The 23,676-nt window shown below is 63.0% G+C and carries 18 protein-coding genes; 7 read left to right on the forward strand and 11 right to left on the reverse strand.

The genetic code is table 11. From position 1 onward, the window contains the following. Positions 1–396: 396 nt before the first annotated feature. The 4 genes from SH412_RS12940 (at position 397) to SH412_RS12955 (ending at position 4,373) form a co-directional block, all read left to right on the forward strand. Positions 397–1,194 carry a hypothetical protein gene (locus tag SH412_RS12940; RefSeq protein WP_336523936.1) on the forward strand — a complete coding sequence of 266 codons (798 nt, stop codon included), beginning with the start codon at positions 397–399 and terminating at the stop codon, positions 1,192–1,194. 73 nt (positions 1,195–1,267) lie between these two features. Next, positions 1,268–2,428: a S1C family serine protease gene (locus SH412_RS12945; protein WP_336523937.1), complete on the forward strand. Its 1,161-nt coding sequence runs from the start codon at positions 1,268–1,270 to the stop codon at positions 2,426–2,428. A gap of 33 nt (positions 2,429–2,461) precedes the next feature. Further along, positions 2,462–2,830 carry an STAS domain-containing protein gene (locus tag SH412_RS12950; RefSeq protein ID WP_336523938.1) on the forward strand — a complete coding sequence of 123 codons (369 nt, stop codon included), beginning with the start codon at positions 2,462–2,464 and terminating at the stop codon, positions 2,828–2,830. 295 nt (positions 2,831–3,125) lie between these two features. Continuing rightward, positions 3,126–4,373, forward strand: a complete 1,248-nt coding sequence (locus SH412_RS12955; RefSeq protein WP_336523939.1) for an EAL and HDOD domain-containing protein — start codon at positions 3,126–3,128, stop codon at positions 4,371–4,373. 48 nt (positions 4,374–4,421) lie between these two features. Here the strand turns inward: SH412_RS12955 and lysA are convergent, their stop codons facing one another. The 8 genes from lysA to ppdK all read right to left on the reverse strand — a co-directional run bounded on the left by lysA (position 4,422) and on the right by ppdK (position 17,655). Then, positions 4,422–5,696 carry a diaminopimelate decarboxylase gene (lysA, locus tag SH412_RS12960; RefSeq protein WP_336523940.1) on the reverse strand — a complete coding sequence of 425 codons (1,275 nt, stop codon included), beginning with the start codon at positions 5,694–5,696 and terminating at the stop codon, positions 4,422–4,424. 59 nt (positions 5,697–5,755) lie between these two features. Beyond that, entirely contained in the window at positions 5,756–6,763 is a 1,008-nt protein-coding gene (locus tag SH412_RS12965; RefSeq protein WP_336523941.1) for an aspartate-semialdehyde dehydrogenase, read from the reverse strand. Positions 6,764–6,888: 125 nt separating this feature from the next. Beyond that, on the reverse strand, positions 6,889–7,557 hold the full coding sequence (locus tag SH412_RS12970; RefSeq protein WP_336523942.1) for a YkgJ family cysteine cluster protein: 669 nt from the start codon (positions 7,555–7,557) through the stop codon (positions 6,889–6,891). A 516-nt stretch (positions 7,558–8,073) separates the two neighbouring features. Then, positions 8,074–9,915 (reverse strand): SpoIIE family protein phosphatase, encoded by a 1,842-nt coding sequence (locus SH412_RS12975; RefSeq protein WP_336523943.1) that lies wholly within the window; start codon positions 9,913–9,915, stop codon positions 8,074–8,076. Positions 9,916–10,148: 233 nt separating this feature from the next. Beyond that, positions 10,149–11,042 (reverse strand): triphosphoribosyl-dephospho-CoA synthase, encoded by an 894-nt coding sequence (locus tag SH412_RS12980; RefSeq protein ID WP_336523944.1) that lies wholly within the window; start codon positions 11,040–11,042, stop codon positions 10,149–10,151. A 56-nt stretch (positions 11,043–11,098) separates the two neighbouring features. After that, a complete protein-coding gene (locus tag SH412_RS12985; RefSeq protein WP_336523945.1) occupies positions 11,099–12,079 on the reverse strand; it encodes a zinc-dependent alcohol dehydrogenase in 981 nt (326 codons plus the stop codon). A gap of 132 nt (positions 12,080–12,211) precedes the next feature. Continuing rightward, the gene (fusA, locus tag SH412_RS12990) at positions 12,212–14,350 is read right to left on the reverse strand and encodes an elongation factor G (RefSeq protein WP_336523946.1); all 2,139 of its coding nucleotides are present in this window, start codon (positions 14,348–14,350) and stop codon (positions 12,212–12,214) included. A 578-nt stretch (positions 14,351–14,928) separates the two neighbouring features. Continuing rightward, positions 14,929–17,655: a pyruvate, phosphate dikinase gene (gene ppdK, locus SH412_RS12995; protein ID WP_336523947.1), complete on the reverse strand. Its 2,727-nt coding sequence runs from the start codon at positions 17,653–17,655 to the stop codon at positions 14,929–14,931. A 386-nt stretch (positions 17,656–18,041) separates the two neighbouring features. Here ppdK and SH412_RS13000 point away from each other — a divergent pair, with 386 nt between their 5' ends. Beyond that, on the forward strand, positions 18,042–18,728 hold the full coding sequence (locus SH412_RS13000; protein ID WP_336523948.1) for a YiiX/YebB-like N1pC/P60 family cysteine hydrolase: 687 nt from the start codon (positions 18,042–18,044) through the stop codon (positions 18,726–18,728). 96 nt (positions 18,729–18,824) lie between these two features. Beyond that, positions 18,825–19,067, forward strand: a complete 243-nt coding sequence (locus SH412_RS28610) for a DUF2442 domain-containing protein (protein WP_419555783.1) — start codon at positions 18,825–18,827, stop codon at positions 19,065–19,067. Between the two features lie 45 nt (positions 19,068–19,112). Here the strand turns inward: SH412_RS28610 and SH412_RS13005 are convergent, their stop codons facing one another. The 3 genes from SH412_RS13005 to SH412_RS13015 form a co-directional block, all read right to left on the reverse strand. Then, the gene (locus SH412_RS13005) at positions 19,113–20,093 is read right to left on the reverse strand and encodes a threonine ammonia-lyase (protein ID WP_336523949.1); all 981 of its coding nucleotides are present in this window, start codon (positions 20,091–20,093) and stop codon (positions 19,113–19,115) included. A gap of 74 nt (positions 20,094–20,167) precedes the next feature. After that, complete coding sequence (locus tag SH412_RS13010) at positions 20,168–21,478, reverse strand: 3-keto-disaccharide hydrolase (RefSeq protein ID WP_336523950.1); 1,311 nt, start codon at positions 21,476–21,478, stop codon at positions 20,168–20,170. Positions 21,479–21,534: 56 nt separating this feature from the next. Beyond that, complete coding sequence (locus SH412_RS13015) at positions 21,535–21,996, reverse strand: universal stress protein (RefSeq protein WP_336523951.1); 462 nt, start codon at positions 21,994–21,996, stop codon at positions 21,535–21,537. A gap of 274 nt (positions 21,997–22,270) precedes the next feature. Between SH412_RS13015 and SH412_RS13020 the strand changes: the two genes are divergently transcribed. Beyond that, positions 22,271–23,509 carry a DnaJ domain-containing protein gene (locus SH412_RS13020; protein WP_336523952.1) on the forward strand — a complete coding sequence of 413 codons (1,239 nt, stop codon included), beginning with the start codon at positions 22,271–22,273 and terminating at the stop codon, positions 23,507–23,509. Positions 23,510–23,676 lie beyond the last annotated feature (167 nt).

Consider the following 23,676-nt stretch of genomic DNA (forward strand, 5'->3'; position numbering starts at 1 on the left):
ACAAGGCGAACCAGGCAACCCCAAGGCTTCCGACGTCGACCGACGAGGGTTGTATCGGATGACTGCCCCCCGCCGGTTGAATCGGATCGACCGAGTTTTCGACCGGTTCAGCAGGACCTGCAACCGACGAGAGGGATGCTAATGACTGAGAATGGTTCGGTCAACCGACTGAGAGAAATTGGGGAGATGGCGTAACCCCGGACTACTTTAACGGTTGCGATTATCAAATATCGGTGGCGGCGCGATTCTCCAGCAGAGGCGACAGCACGACGGGCGACGTCAGTAGAGCGAACTCGCGTCGAGCAGTAGGATGCTCTCTCCCAGGAAGGGAACCGATCGGCGGAGTCCGGACCTGCTCTGTTGCGCGGAAGCTCCGCGAATTCCCAAGGAATGCCGATGGCTGGCGTCGCCCCCGCTGATACCGAACAGGACTTGATTTCGCGCGCGCAAATGGCGATCAGCCATTGCAACTGGGAAGTCGGCGAATGCGCTGCACTCTGGACTCGGCGCTTCGCCCGCGGACGAACGGACGGCGACTTCGGACAGCTCGTGGGCTTGAGCCCCGATCAGGTATACCAGCGTCGCCGCGTCTGGGAAACATTTTCCGATGTTTATGCGAACTACGCCGACCTGAAGTGGTCGCATTTTTACACCTCGCTCAACTGGGACGACGCGGCCGAGTGCCTGCAATGGGCGCAGGACATCGGCGCCACGGTCTCCGAAATGAAGGCCTGGCGCCGGGCGCAGCGCGGCGAGGATCTGACCGCTCCGTCGGACGAAGAGTTCTTCAGCGCGCTCGTGGACGATCCAACGCTCGTTCGAATGCCGCAGCCGGCGGACGCCAGGGCCGGTGGAGCGGAATCGAGCCGCGCGCCGTTTGATGCCGACGCTGAGACGCAGCTCGCCATGCCTGCAGCGTCGGTCGCCCGGGACATTGGCGAAAGCCCCGAGTACGCTCCGTTTCACGATGGCGCAGTGACGCCCCCGCGTTCGGCCGATGCGTCCAGCCGTCAGGCCCAGGAGCAACCATCGACCGAACAGATCGTCAAGCGGATGACATCGGCCCTGGAACGCTGCAGCAGCCTCATGACTGACGAATTTCTGCAGCGATTCGACTCGGTCGGCGGCAAGACCCGCAAGCGATTTCTGGCGGCGTTCGTGGCACTCCGCGACAAACTGGACGGACTGGAGTAAACTGAGGAAAGCGACGGCCTCTTTCAGGGGCCACCGGTGGATGAGTCGTGTCAGCCGCCAAGGAACCCCGGTCGTGAGTCTCGAACTCGACCCTGCACTGCGCCATCGACGCTCGATTCCGCCGGAGGGAGTCAACGTCTGGCTGGTGGTGCTGCTCCTGCTGTCGGTCGCCGCGATTCTCGCTCAGTCGTCCGGCCTGTTCCAGCGGCATGTCGTCGCAACGCCCCGCGAGATCACGCCGCGCGGCGACTTGGCGGCAGACGAAATATCGACCATTGAAATCTTCCGGGCGGCGTCACCCAGCGTGGTCCATATCACCACGGTCGCAGTTCAGCAGGATCTGTTCGGCTTCAAGGCGGTCGAAATTCCCGAAGGAACGGGCAGCGGTTTCATCTGGGACGCTCAGGGTCACATCGTCACCAATTTCCACGTCATCAAGGAGGCTCAGGGCGCGCGCGTTGCGCTGACGGACAGCTCCACCTGGGACGCCCGACTCGTCGGCTATGCCGCTGACAAAGACCTGGCGGTTCTGAAAATCGACGCACCGGCGGACAAGCTCGCTCCGATTGCCATCGGCACCTCGCAGAATCTGCAGGTCGGCCAGAAGACTTTTGCCATCGGCAATCCATTCGGGCTGGACCAGACCTTGACGACCGGAGTGATCAGCGGTCTGGGACGCGAAATCCCCTCGCACGGCGGCAGGTCCATCGAAGGGGTCATTCAGACGGACGCGGCCATCAATCCGGGGAATTCCGGCGGCCCCCTGCTCGACAGTGCCGGCTTGATGATCGGAGTCAACACGGCAATCTACAGTACGTCCGGCCGATACTCCGGAATCGGCTTCGCGGTTCCCGTCGATACGGTCAATCACTACGTGCCGCAGCTCATCGAGCATGGTAAGATCGTGCGGCCGGGAATTGGCTGCGACTTCCTCGAAGACTGGGTCGCGCGTCGACTGGGAGTGTCCGAGGGAGTGCTTATCCGGCAGGTCGCCCCGGGATCGACGGCTTCTGCCGTCGGACTGGCCCCGACGTATGCGGACCGGCGCGGCATTCATATCGGCGATGTGATTCTGCGCGTCAACGACGTGCCGACTCACGACAAGAACGAGCTTCTGAAGGTCTTTGAAAAGCAGCAGGTCGGGGCGGAGGTTTCGCTGACGGTCGGTCGCGCCGGCCGGGAGATCAGGGTCGCCGTAACGCTTCAGGCCGATGTCGATCGATCGGACCAGTAGCACAAGCCTTTTTCCAGTAAGGTGCAGACAGTCATGACGGAAGAATCCCTCGTGCAGGTGAGCCATGATGGAGACATCACCATCGTGGAGTTTCCGGCACGCCTCAAGCACCTCGACGAACCCGTAATCGCCGATATCAGCCGCGGTCTCGTCGCCGCCGCAGAAAGCAGCACCGCCGGCCGACTGGTCCTCGACCTGTCGCATGTCGAATTCTTCGGATCGTCGTTCATCGAAGCTCTGTTTCGCGCCTGGAATCGATTGAACCAGGGCCAGAAGGGTCGGCTGGTCCTCTGCGGCGTGCAGGAGTATTGCCGCGAAGTTCTGGAAGTCACGCACCTCGACCGTCTCTGGCCGATCGTTCCGACGCGCGAGGCGGCGATAGCGGCCTGCGCGTCGGTATAGGATCAAGTTCCCGATCCGCGACATTGTGTGTGATGACTGCAACACCCGTCACAGATTTTCCGACACCCGTCGAACATTCATGCCTGCCGGTCGAACGAGCTCCCGCGTTGCGCCTCTCCGCACGAGCAATGGCGAATTACGTGTTCTCGCTCATTCACGGGCGACTACATTTCCTGTGACTTTGTAAGCCACGGATTTCCTGCTCTCGACGAATCAGTAGTGACGATGTACAAGCACGGCGACGACTCGTTTTCGGGAGCGAGCCCCTTCTTGTGCTCATCAACGACAGGGCGAAATGTCGGTCGACTCCAAATCTTCCAGCCCGTCCGACGCTGCTGCCGTCGATATCTATCTGGCGCGACAGCCCATCTTTGATCGTTCGCTGCGAGTCGTCGCCTACGAGCTTCTATTCCGCAGCAATTCGGCCAACGCGGCCAAGATCTCGAACCCCATCGAAGCGACGGCGCAATTGCTGCTGAATGCGTTTGTGTCGGTCGGTCTGAACGATCTCGTCGGCGACCGAAAGGCATTCGTGAATCTGCCGCGCGAGTTTCTCGTCGGAAAGTATCCCCTGCCAGCCAGTCCCGATCAGCTCGTCCTGGAGATTCTGGAAAACGTCGAAATTGACGACGAGTTGATCCTGGGCGTGAAAGAGCTGCGCCGGCACGGCTACACCATCGCGCTCGACGACGTCCTCTTTGAACCAAAGCTGGTGCCGCTCCTGAGCCTGGCGACAATCGTCAAGATGGAGCTCCCGCTGGCGCCCCGCTCGGAGTGGGGGCGCCACCTGGAGCAGTTTCGGCGCTATTCAGTGCAGGTCCTGGCAGAGAAGGTCGAAACGGAGGAAGACTTCGACCACTGCCACGCGCTCGGCTTCGACTTTTTTCAAGGATACTTCTTCTGCCGGCCCAAGATGGTCGCAGGACGGCAGCTCAATACCGGCCAGGCCGCCGTCCTGCAGCTCCTTTCCAGGCTGTCGGATCCGAAGGTCTCGATCGACGCCGTCGAGCAGATCTTCAAGTCCGACGGCAGTCTCAGCTACAAGCTGCTGCGGTACATCAATTCTTCCAAGTTCGGTCTGCGCCGGAATATCGATTCGCTCCGGCAGGCCATTACGCTGATCGGGCTGAGCGGCGTGAGAACGCTCGCCATGCTGCTGGTCCTCAGCGGCCTCGAAGCCAGGCAGTCGGAAGTCGTCGCGACAGCGGTCCGCCGGGCGCTGCTCTGCGAACGGCTGGCGCGAAAGCTGCGAACGGTCGATCCCAGCGAATCCTTCACGGCCGGTCTGGTTTCAGGCCTGGATGCCATTTTTCGCGTCCCGCTCTCCGGGCTGGTCGGCACGCTCTCGGTTTCCGACGCGATCCGGCAGGCCGTCCTCGAGCATGTCGGCCCGATCGGCGAAATTGTCGCGTGCGCCCGATCTCATGAGCAGATCGACAAGCTCGTCTCTCCCTGCGGCCATCTGTCCGCCCAGGACGTTTTGTCGGCGTTTGTCGAGTCTCTGGCTGAGGCCGACGACCTTCTCGCGGCTCCGTCCCCCTGAGAGAGCCGAATCCGGAGCCTTCCGGCGTCGTCGAAAACGAAGGCCCAGCTATTCGGGCAATTCGTGGGCCACGAGATCCGCGTACGTTTCGCGGCGGCGGATCACTTTCACGCTGCTGCCGTCAACCAGAATCTCCGCAGCGCGCGGCCGGGAATTGTAGTTGCTGCTCATCGACATGCCGTATGCCCCGGCGCTGAAAGTCGCCAGCAGATCCCCGCGTTTCAGCGGCGGCAGGCAGCGGTCCTTCGCGAAGTAATCGCTCGACTCGCAGATTGGACCGACGACGTCGGTCTTCTCGCAACCCGGGATTTCCCCCTCGACGTTTTCCGGCATCGCGACCTGCGGCCGAACCGGCCACAGCCGGTGGAACGAATCGTACATCGCCGGACGAATCAGATCGTTCATGGCCCCGTCCTGAATCACGAACAGTTTGCCCCCTTCTCGCTTCGTAAAGACGACCCGACTCACCAGCACGGCCGAATTGCCGACGACAAACCGCCCCGGTTCGAGAACCAGCCGGCAGCCCGCCTCCCGTGCCGCCGGCACGATGACTTCCGCATAGACCGACGCCGCCGGCCCTTCGTTCTGGCGATAGCTGATCCCGAAGCCTCCGCCAAGATTCAGCCAGCGGATGTTGTGCCCCTTCGCGCGCAGCGACTGAACGACTTCGACCGCCTTGCGGCCGGCCAGTTCATATGGCTCCGTGGTGAGAATCGGCGATCCCAGGTGCATGTGAATGCCGAGCAGCTCCAGATGCGGATCGCGAAGCACTTTGTCCGCCAGCTCCTGAAACCGTTCGATGTCCATCCCGAACTTGTTTCCCTTTTTCCCGGTCGTCGTCTTGGCGTGCGTCTTCGCGTCGATATCCGGATTCAGGCGGAGCGCGATCGGCCCCACGACGCCCAGCTCGGCGGCGATGCGGGAGATCGCGTCCAGTTCGGCTTCGCTCTCGACATCGAACATCAAAATCCGGTTTTCGAGGGCGAAGCGAATCTCCTCGTCCGTCTTGCCGACGCCCGCAAAGACCACCTTGGTCGGATCCGCACCGGCCGCCTTGACGCGATACAGCTCGCCCCCGGAAACAACGTCGAAGCTGCTCCCGGCCTCGTGCATGACCTGCAGGATGCCGAGATTCGAGTTCGCTTTGACGGAGTAGCAGATCACCGGCTCGGCCGCGGCGAACGCCTGCTGAATCTGGCCGAGTTGATGCCGCAGGAACGCCTTCGAGTAGATCCACAACGGCGTCCCGTACTCGGCCGCCAGGCGCGACACCGGGACATCTTCGCAGTACAGTTCGTCGTTGCGGTAAACAAAGGGCTGCATGGCGGATCAATTCTCGCAGAAAGGCTCGATCTCGGGAGAGAGCAGGGGAGGGAGGGGGCTCAGCCGGCGTGCTTCGCCAGCAGTTCGGCAATCTGCACGGCGTTTGTGGCGGCGCCTTTGCGGAGATTGTCGCTGACGCACCAGAAAGCCAGCCCGTTGGGGTGCGACAGGTCTTTGCGAATCCGGCCGATGAAGACCAGATCACTCCCCGTGCAGTTGCTCGGCATCGGATATCCGCCGGCAACCTGATCGTCGACGACCCGGATGCCGGGGAAATTCGAGAAGAGCTGGCGGGCCTCTTCCACACTCACCGGACGTTCCGTCTCGACCAGAATCGTTTCGCTGTGGCAGTTGGCCACGGGAATCCGGATGCACGTCGGACAGACTTGGATGGACTCGTCTCCCAGAATCTTCCGGGTCTCATAGACCATCTTGAGCTCTTCGCTGGTGTAGCCCCCCTCCTTGAAGCCGCCGATCTGCGGGATCGCGTTGAATGCGATCGGGGAGGTAAAAGCCTTGTACTCGTAGGCGTCGCCGTTGAGCTGGGACCGCGTCCCCTCCAGCAGATCCTCCGTTCCCTGCAGTCCGGCGCCGCTGACCGCCTGATACGTACTGACGACTACTCGTCGGACCCGGGCCGCGTCGTGCAGCGGCTTCAGTGCCATCGCCATCTGCGTTGTCGAACAGTTCGGGCTGGCGATGATTCCCTTCGCATTCAGCGCGTCCTGCGGGTTGATCTCCGGAATCACCAGCGCCACGTCGGGCTTCATCCGGAAGTACCCGGATTCGTCGATCACCTTGCACCCTGCGGCGACCGCGGCCGGCAGGAATTCCGCCGCAACTTCGTCCGGCGTACTGGCGACGACCAGGTCGACTCCGGCGAAAGCCTTCGGCTCCAGCAGCTCAATGGTGTATTCGCGCCCCTTGAACGTGAGTTTGGAGCCGGCGCTGCGGGCGGACGCCAGAAACCGGTAATTGCGCGCCAGTTCCGGCCGCTCTTCGAGAAGCCGCAGCATGATGCGGCCCACAGCTCCCGTCGCCCCGACCACCGCCATCGTTCCAAACACGGAAAACCCCTTCGCTGTCGCTGAATAGACGGACCTCGGGCGCAGAATCGCCCGCTCAGTCCGACACACTATACGCGGGGGTGGTTCGGAGCTGCAAACGAAGCGCAACAGGGCTTCAACGTGACTCAGGCCTCGACCAGGTTAAGCCGGGCACTGACAATTCGCAGGAATTCCGGGAACAGCTCCCAGGGTCCGGGGTGCCGATTCCAGCGCTCCGCCAGAAGCCTGAGGACTGCCATTTCTTCGCGGCACTGTTCCAGATCCGCTGCAGCCTGCTCACTTTGCTCGTCGGTCAGGTTCCAGCGACTCGGGCAGAGAGCCGGTCGACCGGCCACTTCCTCCGCTCCCCGCTCCACGCCCGGCTGAACGGCCACCCGACCGTTCGAATCCCATCGAAACGGAAAGACCCGGCAGACGACCGGACGTGACTCATAAACGGAACATCGGGCGGAATTGCCGCAGCCCTGAGAATCGCTCGCCTCGTCCAGGAATCGGCACATCCGCGTCCCGGGAAGCTGCCGACTTTCCACGGGTCTCAGCCCGATCACGAATCGGTTTTCGGGATCGTCCTCGAAGCGAAAGTGCGGCACGATCCCGCGGGAAATCAGCCCGTCCCGGTCTTCCCAGCGACAGACGAAATCCCAGAAGTCGAGCGACTGATCGGCCACAATCCGCGCCACATCGTTGGCCGTCAGCGGGACGGCATACTCGCGACAACAGCTCGCGGAACAGCCCGCGCAGGGTGTCGCGGGAGCGGCGGTCTCCAGAACTGGCAGCAACGATCCGGACAGCATTCTGGCGGGCCTCATTCGTCAGCCGGCACTGCACACATCGCCAGATCGCGAACTTCAGGCCGCCCTCGTACCGGAAAAGACGGCAATCAAACCTGCCCCACGATCACGCCGCGCGGCGGCGATTTTGCGTCCAGCACTGGTGCAAATCGCAGCCCCAGCCCGCTCCCTCGGGTCTCCGGGGTTGTGCGTCCCTCCAAAGAATTCCTCAAGTTTCACGAGGACGCCGGTATCGATTGCGGTGCCTTCCGCTGGAATTCCACCTTCCCGCCCGGACAGAGTGAACAGATTCCCAACGACACGACGCTCCAATGCCTGTTGAGGACGGTGACAACGACGGCCCTTCTGATGCCAGATCTCGATGGGGCTGAAAATGCGCGGCGCCCCTCGCTGACTGCCTCAATGCCGTCAGCATCCTTCACAACGGAGTGACGCGGCTGATCGGACCGGAGAGCGGGTCCCAGCCGCCTGACTGGCTCAGAAGCTTCTGCTGCGGTAGACCGCCAGACCGCCACGCAGTCAGGACTGATCCAGAACCCGCGCGACCACCAGCGAAATGTCATCCTGCTGAGGCCGCGCGCCGACGAACTGCTGGCAGGCCTGATAGACCGAAATCGCCAGTTCCGCCGACGGACGGTGACGGTCGGCTTGGACAAGCCCTAGCAATCGATCGACGCCGAAAAACTCCCCGTCCTCGGAGAGACACTCCTGAATGCCGTCCGTCGGCAGGACCAGCACATCGCCGGAAGACAGCTTCAACGGAGCCGATTCGGGAAACGTCAGGCGCGTGGAGAATCCCAGCACCGTCGCCGTGCTCGGCAACGTCGCACGCGATCCGTCCGCGCGCAGGCAATACCCCGGATGGCCGGCGCCGACGTAGGTCAGCTCCCGACTTTCAAGATCCACAACAGCGACGAACAGCGTCACGAACGAAGCCTCCGGCAGATCGACGACCAGAAACTCATTCAGACATTCGATCGCTTCCGGGAGCTTCACCCCCGACAGCAGCAGCGACCGCAGGTACGCGCGCGTCTCCACCATCGAAACCGCCGACCCCAGTCCGTGACCGCTGACGTCGCCGATCACCAGCGCCAGACGGTTCCCCGGCAAACACAGAAAATCGTAGTAGTCGCCGCAGGCCAATGCCGCCGGAAACGCCGCTCCGGCAACGTCCCACCCGGGACACAGGGGTGCTTCGTGCGGATAGAGCGACTTCTGTACCGCGTGAGCCGCCAGCAGTTCGTGCTCGACTCGCTCGCGAGCCATCCGTTCCGACAGATCCCGAAACGTGACCACCGCCCGCGTGGCCTGTCCCGTGTCAGCCAGCGCAGCGATCGTATATTCGACGGGCAACGGCAAGTTCAATCCCTGAGACACGCGATCGACGCTGGCCGTCCCGTTCGCCGCCCCAGTGAGCACGGACTGCAGTGCGTCGCTGAACCCCTGGCTGCCGAACGAGCTGGTCAGCCGTCCTCCCAGCAGCCGCGCCGCCGGTTCCCGCAAAATCCCGCCAGCGGCACGATTGGCAAATGTGATCGCCCCACGGCAGTCCACGCCGATCAGGCCGTCTTTGACCGAGTCCAGGACAAGCTGCAGCTCGTCGCGAAGCCGGCGCGTTTCGCGGTTCGCCCGCTCGAGTTCCGTGATGTCCGTCGAGATTCCCGCGACGGCCACCACGGAATCGTTCGGTCCGCGCAAGGGAAACTTCACGGACATATAGGTATGCAAGCCGTCCGGGTGCGGCGCCACTTCTTCCGTATTCAATGGCAATCCGGACATCGCGACCTGTTCGTCGTTCAGCCGGAAATCGCGGGCCATCGCGTCGGGGAAGAGATCAAAATCGGTCAGTCCAACGGCGGATTGCCGCTGGACTCCAAACAACTCTTCGAACTGCCGATTGACGAACTGGTACCTTCCCGCGAGATCCTTCAGGTAGACGACGGCCGACGTTTTGTCGATGATCTCTCGAAACATGTTGCTGGTATCGAGATCCTCCGGAGCGTCGATCACTGTCAGCAGCATGCTCTCGTCGGAGACATCCATCGACAGATGCGCCAGACATTGCTGCGCCGGTCGACCGCGCGGACACATGCAAGTCCACTGCAGCAACTCGTTGACGGCGGAGGCCGCCCCGCCGGAAGTTAATCCCGCGAGGAGCTGCCGCCACTCCGGCAACAGCGTCTCGATCGACACATTGGCCGGATCCTCGACCGACAATCCGAACAGCCACAAGAACCGGTCATTAGCCGCAGTCACCATTCCCTTGTCGATCTGAGCCGTGGCGAACGGTGAGTGACAGAGCATCGAATCCGTCGTCTCTGCCTTCGTCCTCGACGCGACTCCCGCATCGGTTCGACGCATGATCCAGCCTCCCGAACCGACTGGAACAGCGGCGTCCAGTCTGCCTGGACCGCCGATCTTCCAGTGGCTGATGTCGTCGCAATGATCGGCCCATGTGTTTGCAGCGAGCGACTCGGCAGACACCCCTCCGGCAGGAGGGTTCAATTCCATAACACCGCTCCGGCATCGGGAACGCAAGATCTTTCGCAACAGATCACGCCACTTGCGCAGAATCGCCGAACCGGCAGGGTGAATTACCGGGAGACGCCTGCCCACCCCAGAATCTGGCCGATCGGCGGCAGCGCGGCCGACTCGATCTCGCACAGAACCAGGAACAGCGCCGCCGCCATCAGGTCCGCCGTCGCCCCTGGGTTGCGGCGATGTCCGTCGCCCCGCAACCAGGCGTCGAAGTCCGCATAAGCCGGACTCTCCGTCAGTTGACCCGACCGGCCCCTGGTGAGAACGAACTCAGCCCGGCGGGACGCTTCGCCGGCGACCTCTGTCCCGCACTTCCGCGCGATCAGCGTATCGGGCCGTCGCACCAGCATCTGCAGGAATCCCTCGATGATCGTGGAGTCCCACGTCGACGTCCGCCCGGCGTTCGACAAACTTGCGACGTCCAAACGGGCAGCCAGCCAGAACGCATCTTCAAAGTTTTGCGCATACTGCCGCGCCACTAGATCGCGGTCTGCCGCCAGCCGCATCGCCTCCGTCAGCGTACAGGTGGGAACGTCGGCCACGTCCTGCTCACCCGCCGTACCCAGCCCGCCGGGATTCGCCTGCCGAATCGCGGCATAGACGTAGCTCGCGTCTTCGATCGTCGTTGCTCCCAGCACATCGCCGATTCCATCCTCCGCTCGCACTCCTTCGGGGACAGCACACAAGGGCGCCAGCAGCAGAACGATCCCCAGATTGGCGTTCGTGGCGACCGATCGCCGCGTGGCGCGGACTGCCAGCAGAATGGCCATGCCGAGACCGAGCTTGCAAGTCCCGGCGAGAAACGGAGCCACCGCCTCGGCAGCCCGGACGAAGTCCTCGAAGCCCAAGTCGTCGAACGCGGCCCACGGATGCACATTGCCCGGCTTCCGCGCCGCCGCTTCCAGCAGACACGCCAGTTCGACCCGTCGGGCAAGCTCGCCTGTTCGCATTCGGAGTCTCAAACCAATCGCCTGGATTGCAGCGGAAGCATCTCGCAGAGTCGTGCTCAGGCGCGCTTCGCGGGAAAGTCGACCAGCACCTTGCATGCTCCGTCGACCTTATCCCGGAACGTTTCGAAAGCCTGCTGAATCTGCGCCAGCGGAAACCGATGCGTGATCATCGGGCCGACATCGATGCGACCTTCGCCGATCCAGCGCATCGCCAGCGGAAAATCCCGCTGGAAGTCCGGATTGACGCTTGTATGCACCGTGACATTCTTAAAAAACAGATCTCTCCATCGCAGTCCGTCCACCAGCGGACCGGGCACGCCAAAGAACAGCAGCACGCCATTCCTGCGACACAGATCGATGCACAGATTAAACGGACTGTGTCCGTGGCCGACGCACTCGATCACCACATCCGGCAACTCGCCCCCGAGGATCTCCTTCAGGGTCTCGACAGGCGACTCCGTCGCGTTGCAGATCGTCGCGGTGGCCCCCATCAGCCGGCTGGTCCTGAGCCGGCTCTCCAGCAGATCGATCCCGACGACTTCCCGAGCCCCCAAGTTCCTCAGGCAGGCGTTCATGAGCTGCCCCATCGGCCCCTGGCCGACGATCGCCACCGTTCGGTCGAGCATGTTCGGCAGCTTCTTGAGCGCGAAGATCGCCGTCCCCAGCGGCTGCGCCATCAGCGCCTGCTCCTCCGGCACGCGCCGGTCAACCTCGATCGCCCGTCCTTCGTCCAGCACGAACCGCTCGAAGAGTCCCTGCTGCATTTCCGGAACGGCCAGCACGCGATCCCCGGCCCGCCACCGGTCTCCGTTTGTCGCCACCACGGTTCCGATCATCTCGTGGAGCGAGTGGCCGATTTCGATCGGCCACTCGTCGCTGCCGCCGAAGTAGGGCAGATCCGAACCGCACAGGCAGGTGGTCTCGGGCTGAAACACGATCTGGCCGCTGCAGCCCGCGGGAGGGGAGGGGGGCAGCACCGGTTCCGGCACTTCAATCAACCGGATTTTCCCCGGCGCATACATCTCTCCGGCCAACATGCTTCAACTCCCCTCGTGGCGGCAGGCTCTCAGTTCGCCCCTGAAAGATAGCGAATCGCTCCACCCGATAACAAATCAGCCCCCCGTCGCTGCGACGGGGGGCTGTCATTGGAACCTGAAGCGATCGGGAGACTACTTCGCAGCAGCCCGCTCGGCCTTCTCCTTACGACGCTTCTCGACAACTTCAGCCTGCAGCCCGCGCGGCAGCATGGCGTACTTGGCGAACTCCATCGTGAACGTCCCCTTGCCCTGCGTCATCGACCGCAGTTCGTTGGCGTAGTCGAACATGCTCGAAAGCGGCACTTCGGCGTTGATCACGGCGATGCCGAAACCGGTATCCGAAGAATTGATCACGCCCCGCTTGCTGGCCAGGTGACCCGTGACGCCACCCTGGTATTCGTCGGGAACTTCCACTTCCAGCTTCATGATCGGTTCGAGCAATCCGAGGTCGGCCTTGCCGAGCACTTCTCGCATCGCGTCGAAGCCGCAGATGTCGAATGCCATTTCCGACGAGTCGACGTCGTGGTAGCTGCCGTCCTGCAGACGCATCCGCACGCCCACCACTTCGCACTCGCAGAGCGGCCCCTTGACCAGCGCCCGCTGGAACCCCTTGTCGACCGGCGCGATGTATTCCTTCGGAATCCGACCGCCGCTGACTTCGTTCACGAATTCGTACGGCAGCACGGCGTCTTCGGGAAGCGGCTCCATCACGCCCACGACGTGTGCGAACTGCCCCGAACCGCCCGTCTGCTTCTTGTGCTTATAGTTGAACTCCACCGACCGGGTCGGGCATTCGCGGTATGCAACCCGCGGCTGACCGACGATGCATTCCACGCCGTACTCGCGCTTGATCCGTTCGACGTAGATGTCCAGGTGCAACTGGCCCATCCCGGCAATCAGCGTCTGACCGGTCTCTTCGTCGGTCATGACGCGGAACGTCGGGTCTTCCCGGCGGAAGCGCTCCAGCGCCTTCCCCAGTCGATCGGCGCCGTCGCGCTTGACGGGCTCGATTGACAGACGGATGACCGCGTCCGGCACGAAGATGCTTTCCAGCGCGTAGTTCGTCCCTTCCGAGCAGAACGTATCGCCCGACGCACAGTCGACGCCGACCAGCGCGATAATGTCGCCGGCCTCGGCCGAGTCCACGTCCTGACGTTCGTTGGAGTGCATCCGCACCAGCCGGCCGAAACGGATCCGCTTCCCGGTACGGGTGTTGATGTAACTGTCTCCCTTGACGATCTTGCCCTGGTAGAGCCGCGTGTACGTGAGCTGACCGTACTGCTCGACGACCGTCTTAAACGCCATGCAGACCAGCGGTTTGTCCGGGGTGGATTCGAGTGGCACGCGGTTCCAGTTCGGCTCCGTCGGCGTCCCGTCGGTCGGCGGCTTCTTGTCGAGGTCGATGGCGGTCAACTCGCGATCGATGGGGCTCGGCAGGAAATAGGTTACGCCGTCGAGCAGCTCCTGCACGCCCTTGTTCTTGTAAGCGCTTCCCATCATCACCGGAGTAATCTGATGGGCCAGCGTCGCCTGACGGACAACCTTGCGGATCTCCTCGACGCCAATTTCCTGTTCTTCCAGCAGCGCCGTCATCAGATCGTCGCTGAACATCGACAGGGCTTCGAGCATCTCCTGACGGGCTTCCGCGGCCTTCGCCTGGAACTGCTCGGGAATCGGCTCGTAACGCACGACTTCGCCGTCTTCCCCGTCGAAGAACACGGCGCGCTGTTCGATCAGGTCGATCACTCCCTGGAAATCCATCTCGCGACCCATCGGGATCTGCAGCGGAACCGGCGTGACGTTGAGCTTCTCGCGGATCTGCGTGATCACCTTGTCCGGATTCGCTCCCGTCCGGTCCATCTTGTTGATGAACGCGATCCGGGGCACTTTGTACCGCTTCATCTGGCGGTCCACCGTCAGCGACTGGCTCTGAACGCCACCCACCGAGCACAGCACCAGAATCGCGCCGTCCAGCACGCGCAGGCTGCGCTCCACTTCCACCGTGAAGTCCACGTGACCCGGCGTATCGATCACGTTGACCGTGTAGTCTTTCCACGTCACCTGGGTGGCGGCCGAGGTAATCGTAATCCCCTTCTCGCGCTCCAGCTCCATATGGTCCATGACCGCGCCGACGCCGTCCTTGCCCTTCACTTCGTGAATGCTGTGGATTCGGCCGCAGTAGAACAGAATACGCTCCGACAAGGTCGTCTTGCCCGAGTCGATGTGAGCGGAAACACCAATATTGCGGTAGAGCGAAAGATTGACTGCCATGGAACCTGTAACACAATCCGGAGGGAACAATGCAGCACAGCCGTCGACCACTCAAAAGCCGGGGCCAGTCTGCGCCTGGAAGAAATCTGCCGAACGGAAACGAAACAGCAGAATCATGAGGAGGGAGCAGGGCGGGAACGGGCGACAGACGGAGCCTGCCGTCGCGGCGGGCAGCGATCCCGGCGGACCGCAGCGAGACGCCACGCAGCTCACATCGGCGGAGGAACTTCCCAGATCACCATTGGTCGCCTGCCGTTAAGAGGGAGATCCATTTCCAGAACCCCCGCCGCCTCGACGCCGACCGGCTCCGAAACGGAACATCCTGTCAGCACACCAGGCGGGGGAAGCCGGTGTACACCTTCCTTGAATGCACGGTCTTCCCGAGCATTTCAAGGATACTATCGGCATCCCATCCCCCGGCAAAGGCCAGATTCTGCAAATTTTGCAAAAAGATGCTCGATCCGGCCATCAAAACAGCCGAGAACCCGCCCCGATCAAAGTCGCCCGGAAGACGCGAAGTCTTCCGGGCGACTCTGTTTTGCCTGTCATCCCCCGACCCGCAGCAGACGGGACCAACTCTACTTCTTTTGAGCCGCCACCGCAGCCTGAGCCGCCGCCAGCCGGGCGATCGGCACGCGGAACGGCGAGCAGCTCACGTAATCGAGCCCGATCTCGTGGCAGAACACCACGCTCGAAGGCTCGCCGCCATGTTCGCCGCAGATCCCGATCTTCAGCTTCGAACGCTGGCTGCGTCCCTTCTCAACACCCATCCTCATCAGCGTACCGACGCCGCTCTGATCGATCGCCTGGAACGGATCGTTCGGAACGATGTCGTTTTCCTTGTAGTAGTTGATGAACCCGCCGTAGTCGTCGCGGCTCATCCCCAGGGTCGTCTGCGTCAGGTCGTTCGTGCCGAAGCTGAAGAACTCGGCGCTCCCGGCGATCTGATCCGCCACGGCGCAGGCCCGCGGAACTTCGATCATCGTGCCAACCAGGTAGTCGACCTTCACGCCGGTCTCGGCGAAGACCTTCTCGGCCTGTTCCCGGACGACCTTCTCCTGGTTCTTGAATTCCGTGACATACCCGACCAGCGGAATCATCACTTCCGGCTTGACGTCGATGCCTTCCTTCTTCACTTCGCAGGCCGCCTCGAAAATCGCCCGCGCCTGCATCGCCGTGATCTCCGGCATCACGATCCCCAGCCGGCAGCCGCGATGACCCAGCATCGGGTTCGACTCGTGCAGTTCGCTGACTCGACGAGTAATCGCCTCGACCGGAATCCCGATCTTCTCCGCCAGCAGGGATTGCGACGCATGATCGTGAGGCAGGAACTCGTGCAGCGGCGGATCCAGCAGTCGGATCGTCACCGGACGACCTTCCATCGCCCGGAACAACCCGGCGAAGTCTCCCCGCTGGAACGGCAGCAGCTTCACCAGCGCCCTTTCTCGCGTCGGCAGATCGTCCGCCAGAATCATCTCGCGGAATTCGTCGACGTGATCGAAGAACATGTGCTCGGTCCGGCACAGGCCAATCCCTTCCGCCCCGAATGAAACGGCTTCTTTCGCCTGCTTCGGCTCGTCGGCGTTGGTCCGCACCCCCAGCGTGCGGTGCTTGTCGGCCCACGCCATCAGCTTGGCGAAACGCTGATAGACCGGCGATTCCTCCGGCTTCATCGTCTTGTGGATCAGCACCTGAATCACTTCGCTCGGCTTCGTCTGCACCTTGCCGGCAAAGACTTCGCCAGTGAAGCCGTCGAGGCTGATGTAATCCCCTTCCTTCAGCAGCTTGCTCCCGACTTTCAGCGTCGCCGCTTCGTAGTCGATGTTCAGCTCGGACGCGCCGACCACGCAGACCTTGCCCATCTGCCGGCTCACCAGAGCCGCATGCGAGCTGGCCCCGCCGAACGCCGTCAAAATTCCCTTCGCCGCCTTCATGCCGCGGAGATCTTCCGGAGTCGTCTCGCGACGGACGAGAATCAGCTCCACTGCCGGATTGGCGAGGAACTTCTTTTCCGCGTCGTCGGCATGGAAGCAGATCTGGCCGTAGGCCGCACCGGGGCCGGCGTTGATCCCCTTGGTCAGGAGTTGATCGTTCTTTACGGCGGCCTGCTTGCCCGCCAGGTCGAACACCGGCTGGAGGAGCTGATTCAGGTCGTCGGCCGGAATCCGCTTCGGCGACAGCGCTTCGATCTCGGTGATCTTGCCCTCGTCCACCAGATCGACGGCGATCCGGACGGCGGCGAAGCCAGTTCGCTTGGCGTTGCGGGTCTGGAGCATCCAGACCTTGCCCTTCTGGACCGTGAACTCGATGTCCTGAACGTCCTTATAGTGGTTCTCCAGGATCTTGCCGATGCTGTCGAGCTCTTCGTAAGCCTTCGGCATCTCCTTCGCCAGCGTCTCTTCGATCCGCTTCGGCGTACGGATGCCGGCGACAACGTCTTCACCCTGAGCGTTGATCAAGTAGTCGCCGCAATATCCCGGCACGCCCAGTGCGCCGTCGCGGGTCAGGGCCACGCCGGTGGCGCAGTCGTCACCCAGGTTGCCGAAGACCATCGCCTGAACGTTCACGGCCGTGCCCCACTCGTGGGGAATGCCGTAAGTCCGGCGGTAAACCATCGCGCGATCATTCATCCAGCTCCCGAACACGGCACCGACGGCCCCCCAGACCTGCTGCTTCGGATCGCTCGGAAAATCGCTCCCCGTCCGGCTCTTTATGGCGGCCTTGAACTCGGCCACCAGTTCCTTGAGCTGCGATACGCTCAGATCGCTGTCGAATTCGACGCCGGCGGCATGCTTCTTCTTCTCAAGCAGCTCTTCGAACGGATCGGCGTCCGTCTTCTTCTCGGGCTTCATGCCGAGCACGACGTCGCCGTACATCTGCACGAACCGGCGATAGCTGTCCCAGGCGAACCGTTCGTTCCCCGAGGACTTCGCCAGCGCCTCGACGGTCGTATCGTTCAGACCGATGTTGAGCACCGTGTCCATCATGCCGGGCATCGAGTCGCGGGCGCCCGAACGGCACGAGACCAGCAGCGGATCGCTGCTGTCGCCGAACTTCTTCCCCATCGTCTTTTCGACCTTGGCCATCGCCTCGTCGACCTGGGCAGCCAGTTCCGGCGGATACTGGCGATTGTTGGCGTAGTAGTACGTGCAGACTTCGGTCGTGATGGTGAAGCCGGCCGGCACCGGCAGGCCGATGTTGGACATTTCGGCCAGATTGGCGCCCTTGCCCCCCAGCAGCTCGCGCTGCTTGGCGCTGCCATCTGACTTGCCGTCGCCGAAGTAGTAGACGTACTTTGTTGCCATGCGAGTTTTCCTTGTAACTCCAGCAGCCAGAGCGGCTGCCAGCCAGCAAAATCGACTGCGCCAGTCAAACTCCGGCGCAAACCCATACACGACGAGGGTCTGCGCGAACGATCAGCGCCCGAGCCGTGCCCGTTGATTTGGCAGGAACTTAGCGAACCGGCACACGAGTTTCAAGGACTGCCGGATCTCACTTTCGTGAGCCGGATTCAGGCCCGCCGGCTCGAAATCGCAAAAGTCCCCCCAGTCTGCGCAATTACTCCGGCAGAATTCCGCAAATCCCCGCCGATTTCTCGCTGATCCCGTTCCGCCACCCGACCGTTGTGACAGACGCCAGGTGACATCCGCCCGAATTGGACCCTCACGACAACAGTTCAAGGAGTCCGCCCATGTCCCCGATCTGGGCTCTCGTCCTCGCCGCAGCCACCGGCTGTCCCGACAGCCGTGTTGTTGTCCCGCAGGCCGCCGTCGTCGAACAGCTCGCCCCCGCGGTGCAGACTGGCACTTTGCTCTTCAGTCAGGGGGACTGCCTCGCCGTCAAATGCTTCTCCGCGAGCCGCTTCACCCACGTCGGCATGGTCGCACAAACTCCGGCCGGCCCGATGGTCTACGACAGCATGAACGGGACCGGCGTCCGCAAAACGCCTCTCGCCGAGTACGTCGCACTGCAGACCCCCTGCGACCTCCTCGCCGTCCACCCCGCCAAGCCGATTTCGGAGCCACAGGCCGGCAAACTGTGCGAGGCCCTCGAGCAGCAACTCGGCCGTCCGTACGGAATTCGCCATCACCTCACGGGCTCAAAGTGCGAAGGAGTCCACTGCTCGGAATACGCCACCGAATGCCTGATCGCGGCGGGTCTGATGACCGCCAATAACCCAGCCCGCGTCTCGCCCGGCAGCCTGCTGCAGGGAGTCCGCCAGTCGGGGCTCTACATCGACGGCGCCGAATTCTCGCTGGCCCTCGCCCCGGTCCCGGAACCCGTCGGCGAAACCTGGTGCCAGTGGAGCTGGCGCTGCACGAAAACCGGAGTTCTCGGCTCGTGCGTCCAGATGCGCCGCTGGTTCCTCTGCCGGTGACGAGCGAACCTCGGCAACGACCCGCTCTCAATTCGGATGAAGTGTTTCCACAGACGTCCAGACGTCGCTGGAATGACTTTCGCTGGAGAGCGATCGATGCGATCAGCATTCGTTCCGAGCAGCGCACGCGCCAGACAGGTCAAATTCGATGACGACGACATGATCGTTTCACTGGAAGATGGTCGCGTGATTTCTGTTCCGCTCGAATGGTTTCCACGTCTGTTTCACGCGACGGAGAACCAACGACGAGCGGTTCGAATCAGCCGCCACGGGCACGGACTCCATTGTGATCAGATCGACGAAGACCTCACGGTGGCGGGCTTGCTGACCGGCGGTTGACACCTTCTTTCTGCGATACCCGAATCCCGATCCCCGATACCCGCTTCACCACCCAAACCGCTGTCGGAACCCGCACACATCCGCCAGCGACACGTTCCCCCCGCACATCAGCAGCACGACCTTCTCGCCCGGCGCAAACGTCCCGCGATGCTTCTCCGCCGCGGCCAGGCAGCAGGACGCGGCCGGCTCCACCAGGATTTTCGTCCGCTCCAGAATCTGCTCCAGCCCGGCGAACGCCGCCGCATCGCTGACGACGATCACTTCCTCCACCATCTTCCGCACCGCATCGAAGGTAAAATCGCACACCTTCGGCGAGCCCAGCGTCCGCGCGATCGACGTGATCTGCGCCAGTTCGACGATCTTCCCCGCAGCAACCGCTTGCGCCATCGCATCGGCCCCTTCGGTCTCGCACCCGAAAATGCGGATCCCCGGATGAGCCGCCTTCATGACCGTCGCCATCCCGGCGATCAGCCCGCCGCCGCCAATACTGACGTAGACGCGCGACGCGTCCGGCAGATCTTCCAGAATCTCCAGCCCGACCGTCCCCTGGCCGGCCGCGACATGCGGATCGTCGAACGGATGAACCAGCGTCAGCCCCTGCTGACGCAACTGCTCCGCCCTGGCAAACGCCGCCGCAATGTGTTCGCAGAGCACGACTTCCGCACCATACCCCCGCGTGGCGTCGAGGTAATTGGCCGGCGTCGACGCCGGCATGCAGATCGTCGCGTGCAGACCAAGCTGGCGCGCGGCATACGCCACCCCCTGGGCATGATTCCCGCCGCTGACCGCGACGACGCCTGCGGCCTTCTCATCCGCCGAAAGCGATAGCAGTTTGAAGAACGCCCCGCGAGGTTTGAAGGAGCCGGTCTTCTGCAGACACTCCAGCTTAAGATAGACCGGTACGCCCAGATGCTCGCTGAGCGTCACCGAGTGCGCCAGCGGGGTCCGATGAACCAGTCCCCGGATCTGCCGCTGCGCCTGCAGGATCAGATCCACCGAAAAGACAGTTTCCGCATGGCTCGACATGGGCACTCCGTGCAGGGCCGGCTCTGCCGGCCAAATCGTGATTCTTCGAACAAACTTGGCCGGCAAAGCCGGCCCTACGGCAATTCCGCCAGCTTCAACTTTCGGAACGCCAGCTTCGTCGTCGGGTCATGCCCCTGCAGGGAGAAATGTCCCGCCGCGAGACTCGACCCCTTCCGTGGATTGGGATCGGCCGCTCGGTCATCAGTCCAGTCCACCACTTGAATCCCGTTGACCCACGACGCAAAGTGCGGACCGTCCGCCGCAAGCGTGGCCGATAGCCACTCGTTGTCATTCGCCACAACGCGCCGGGCGGAGACCCGCCGGAAAATCGCTCCGGTGCCGTGGTCCTCCGGCGAATTGCGGTCCCCCTCCTTGAATCCGTTCTGGATCTGAAATTCGTATCCGTTCGACGGCTCGGCCTCGGTTCCCGGCAAAGCCCGGAAGAACACTCCGCTATTGAGTCTCTCTGCGTCGGTCTTCGCCTCGAACTGGAGAAGAAAATTCGCGGCAGTCCGTTCCGTCTCCAGGAATCCCCGCCCGTTCACGACCCGGATTTCTTCCTCCGTGGCGGTGAATTCGCTCTTCGATCCCGGCACGACCCGCCAGCCCGCCAGCGACTCCCCGTCGAACAGATCGGCGGTCCCCAGCGGCTTCAAAGAGACGCTGCGAAACTCGACTTTTCCTGCATTCCGCTGTAGCCCGATGAATCCGCTCGCGAGCGGCGCAGAAGTCTCGTCCCGATACTCCAGGACGGGTTTTCCATCCATCTGAACCATCACCACGGGACCTTCCACCCGGACGTGGAACGAGTGCCACTCGCCGTCGCCGATCACTGGCATCTCGGGTTTGGCCCGTTTGACCAGACTCGCCGTCCCGTACTCGGGATGCGTGTCGCACATGTTCAGTTCATAGCAGTCGATGGCTGGATCTTTCGGCTCGAAGGACGTCCGCAGGAAAATCCCGCTGTTCCCTCCCGCCTCCACGCGGAAATCGCACTGCAGCTCGTAGTCCGCGAACCGCGTGGTCGTCACCAGCAGCCCTTTGTCCCCCGAATCGGCAATGATCACGCCGTCTTCGACCCGCCACGGCGTCGCGCTGTTGGCTTTCCAGCCGAACAGCGTGTGCCCGTCGAACAGCTTGATCCACCCCGCCTCCAGGTCTCCCCGCGTCAGCACGTTGACGCCGTCCGGCCGGTCAATCTCCAGCGCCGGAACGGGTTCCGCGGCAGCGGAAGCAGCGGCCTTCGAGTCATCCGCCGGGGCGGATTCCTTCGAGACTGCTGCGGACTTCGGTTCCGCGGCATCTGGTGCGGACGACTTCTCGGCCGCCCCGCCGCACCCGGCCAGCAACCCGAACAAACACAACCAGCCCGTCTTACAGCGCACTCTCACACTCCCGATTCGCTTGCGGCATGGCGCCGCAACGGCACTGACTTCCGACCTCAGACGAAATCGTGCCCTTTGGGCGGCACCGTCAGGACAGGGCAGGGGGATTTTCTCACGATTTTTTCCGCCACGCTTCCCAGCAAGGCATGCAGAATCCCCGAGCGGCCGTGGGTCCCGATCACAATCAGATCGATGTTTGCCTCTTTCGCGTACTCGACAATCTCCGCATAGGGCGCCCCCGTTCGAATCACCCGCACGACCGACTTGCCTGCCGACCAGGCCGGATCCGGAACTTGCGCCAGCGACTGTTCCAGGCTCTTCTGAACCTCCTCCAGACTGCTCGCCGGAATCACCCACGGCACGTTCGGATCGGGCGAAACCAGCGCCACGTCCTGAATGACGCTCAGGACATGCAGTTCCGCCCTGAATTGCTCGGCCAGACTGCACGCGTACTTTTGTGCGTGGCTCGCCGGCTCGCTCAAGTCTGTGGCAAAGAGGATTCTCTGCAGTTGCGTCATGATTCTGGGTCCACACAGCGGGGGGAAAACCACTTTCTCTTCAGCAGAATAGAGTTCGCATCGGCCGCCGTCTACGTGACGGCGCTGCGGCCTGCCAGCCCCCGTCCAGTCGCCCTGTCTGAATCGGCCAGTGACTCCCCCCGGACTCGAAAGGTTTTTCACTTTCACTCCGCCGGGTGTCTCTGCCATAGTAGGAAGTCCACGGAAGAGTCGCCGATTCCGCAGGATGGCTCCAGGTCTACGGTCGCCGCGCAGTCGTCTGGGTCGCTCTTCCATGAATCTCTCCGAAGCGTTCGCCGTTCTCGATATCTCGCCGGAAGCGGCCGAGACCGAGATCGACGCCGCCTACAAGGCCGCAGTTCAAGCCTGGCACCCCGATCGCTTTGCGCGGACTCCCCACATGCAGGGGATCGCAGAGGCCAAACTGAAACGGCTCAATGAAGCCTACTCGGTCCTCTGCGCACCGCGGGAGCCGGTTCATGCGCGATCCGCGGCGAACTATGTGGACGACCGCGTCCTCTACCAGGGCTTCGATCCCCGCCTTCGGATGGTCGGACAGAACGAGCCCGCCGGCCGCCCGGCCGAAACGCATATTCTCGATCGCATGCTGGTCCTCGTCACGCGCCGTGGCGGAGTATTCACGCGGGTCACAGAGTATCCCTATGAAACGATCCTCCGGATCGCTCACGGCGAAACCCGCTGGCAGTCCCCCGAGGCGGCAAGCCACGAGTCGCAGCCGCACGCGCACGACATCCGGCTCTGCGTGCTGGAGGCCACCGTTCCCGATGGTCCGCAGCGACGCGCTCTGGTCAGCCTGACCTTTCGCGACGAACAGGCCGCCGCTCGCTTTGCCCGGCAGATGATGTTGGCCCTGGAACGGGATCGGAGCGGGCCGCAGGCCACTCCCCCGACTCACTCCAGCCGCGACGCACAGCGACAGCCCGCAGCGGCCCGTCCTGTCGTCCTCGACCACTCCCGTTCGCCGCAGGCGACGCCTCCTGCCGGATATGCCCACCACCGGCCTCAGAAAACCTGGTCGGGATGGCTCGCGGGCCTCTCCGCGTTTCTGCTCGGCTCTCTCGCCATCGCCGCGGCAGCCGTCGTGCCCTGGCCGCCCCTGCCGTCCCGCGAGGTTCCGCTGATCGCGCCGATCCCCGAACCGGAACTGGTCGTCTGGACCGAGCCGGCGGCCCCGGCCCCTCATCAACCCTACGAGGTCTGCATTCGCCTCCAACTCCCCCCGGGTGTCCTGCCGCCGGACGACGTCTACTCGCCAGTCGAAGACCTGCTGCTGGTCGCTTCTGCGTCCGACGGAACCACCAGCTACGAAACTTTCAAGTACGTACCTCCGGTGACGGCCCCTGGTGGCCAGGCCGAAATTCGCATCCCGGCTCCCATCCTCGACACAGACTCCAATGCCGGTGAGTCGCTGGAAGTCTACTCGCGGCTGATCGGTCGCTGGGTCAGACTGACAGTCCGCGCGCCGCACGCGCCGGATCATCGATCTCCGTGATGCATACCGTCACGAGTCTGCGAGACACGGATGGCTCCGCCGGCACAGCGACCGGGTTGTCAAATCGGCGGCCGCTCGCGAGAATCCCTTGCCAGGGGGCTTCGCGCGACATTGAGTGAGCAGCACAGACAGGCCAGCGGACAACCGGCAGCCGGCGGACTGGAAGT

The sequence above is a fragment of the Planctellipticum variicoloris genome (assembly GCF_030622045.1).
GTDB lineage: Bacteria > Planctomycetota > Planctomycetia > Planctomycetales > Planctomycetaceae > Planctellipticum > Planctellipticum variicoloris.

Bases quoted from the DNA above. Each gene is read 5' to 3' on its own strand.
- SH412_RS13005 (WP_336523949.1), bottom strand. From the start codon at position 20,093: ATGTCGAGCCATGCGGAAACTGTCTTTTCGGTGGATCTGATCCTGCAG.
- SH412_RS12985 (WP_336523945.1), bottom strand. From the start codon at position 12,079: ATGTTGGCCGGAGAGATGTATGCGCCGGGGAAAATCCGGTTGATTGAA.
- SH412_RS28610 (WP_419555783.1), top strand. From the start codon at position 18,825: ATGCGATCAGCATTCGTTCCGAGCAGCGCACGCGCCAGACAGGTCAAA.
- SH412_RS12950 (WP_336523938.1), top strand. From the start codon at position 2,462: ATGACGGAAGAATCCCTCGTGCAGGTGAGCCATGATGGAGACATCACC.
- fusA (WP_336523946.1), bottom strand. From the start codon at position 14,350: ATGGCAGTCAATCTTTCGCTCTACCGCAATATTGGTGTTTCCGCTCAC.
- SH412_RS13000 (WP_336523948.1), top strand. From the start codon at position 18,042: ATGTCCCCGATCTGGGCTCTCGTCCTCGCCGCAGCCACCGGCTGTCCC.
- SH412_RS12940 (WP_336523936.1), top strand. From the start codon at position 397: ATGGCTGGCGTCGCCCCCGCTGATACCGAACAGGACTTGATTTCGCGC.
- SH412_RS12970 (WP_336523942.1), bottom strand. From the start codon at position 7,557: ATGCTGTCCGGATCGTTGCTGCCAGTTCTGGAGACCGCCGCTCCCGCG.
- SH412_RS12975 (WP_336523943.1), bottom strand. From the start codon at position 9,915: ATGCGTCGAACCGATGCGGGAGTCGCGTCGAGGACGAAGGCAGAGACG.
- lysA (WP_336523940.1), bottom strand. From the start codon at position 5,696: ATGCAGCCCTTTGTTTACCGCAACGACGAACTGTACTGCGAAGATGTC.
- ppdK (WP_336523947.1), bottom strand. From the start codon at position 17,655: ATGGCAACAAAGTACGTCTACTACTTCGGCGACGGCAAGTCAGATGGC.
- SH412_RS12980 (WP_336523944.1), bottom strand. From the start codon at position 11,042: ATGCGAACAGGCGAGCTTGCCCGACGGGTCGAACTGGCGTGTCTGCTG.
- SH412_RS13015 (WP_336523951.1), bottom strand. From the start codon at position 21,996: ATGACGCAACTGCAGAGAATCCTCTTTGCCACAGACTTGAGCGAGCCG.
- SH412_RS12955 (WP_336523939.1), top strand. From the start codon at position 3,126: ATGTCGGTCGACTCCAAATCTTCCAGCCCGTCCGACGCTGCTGCCGTC.
- SH412_RS13020 (WP_336523952.1), top strand. From the start codon at position 22,271: ATGAATCTCTCCGAAGCGTTCGCCGTTCTCGATATCTCGCCGGAAGCG.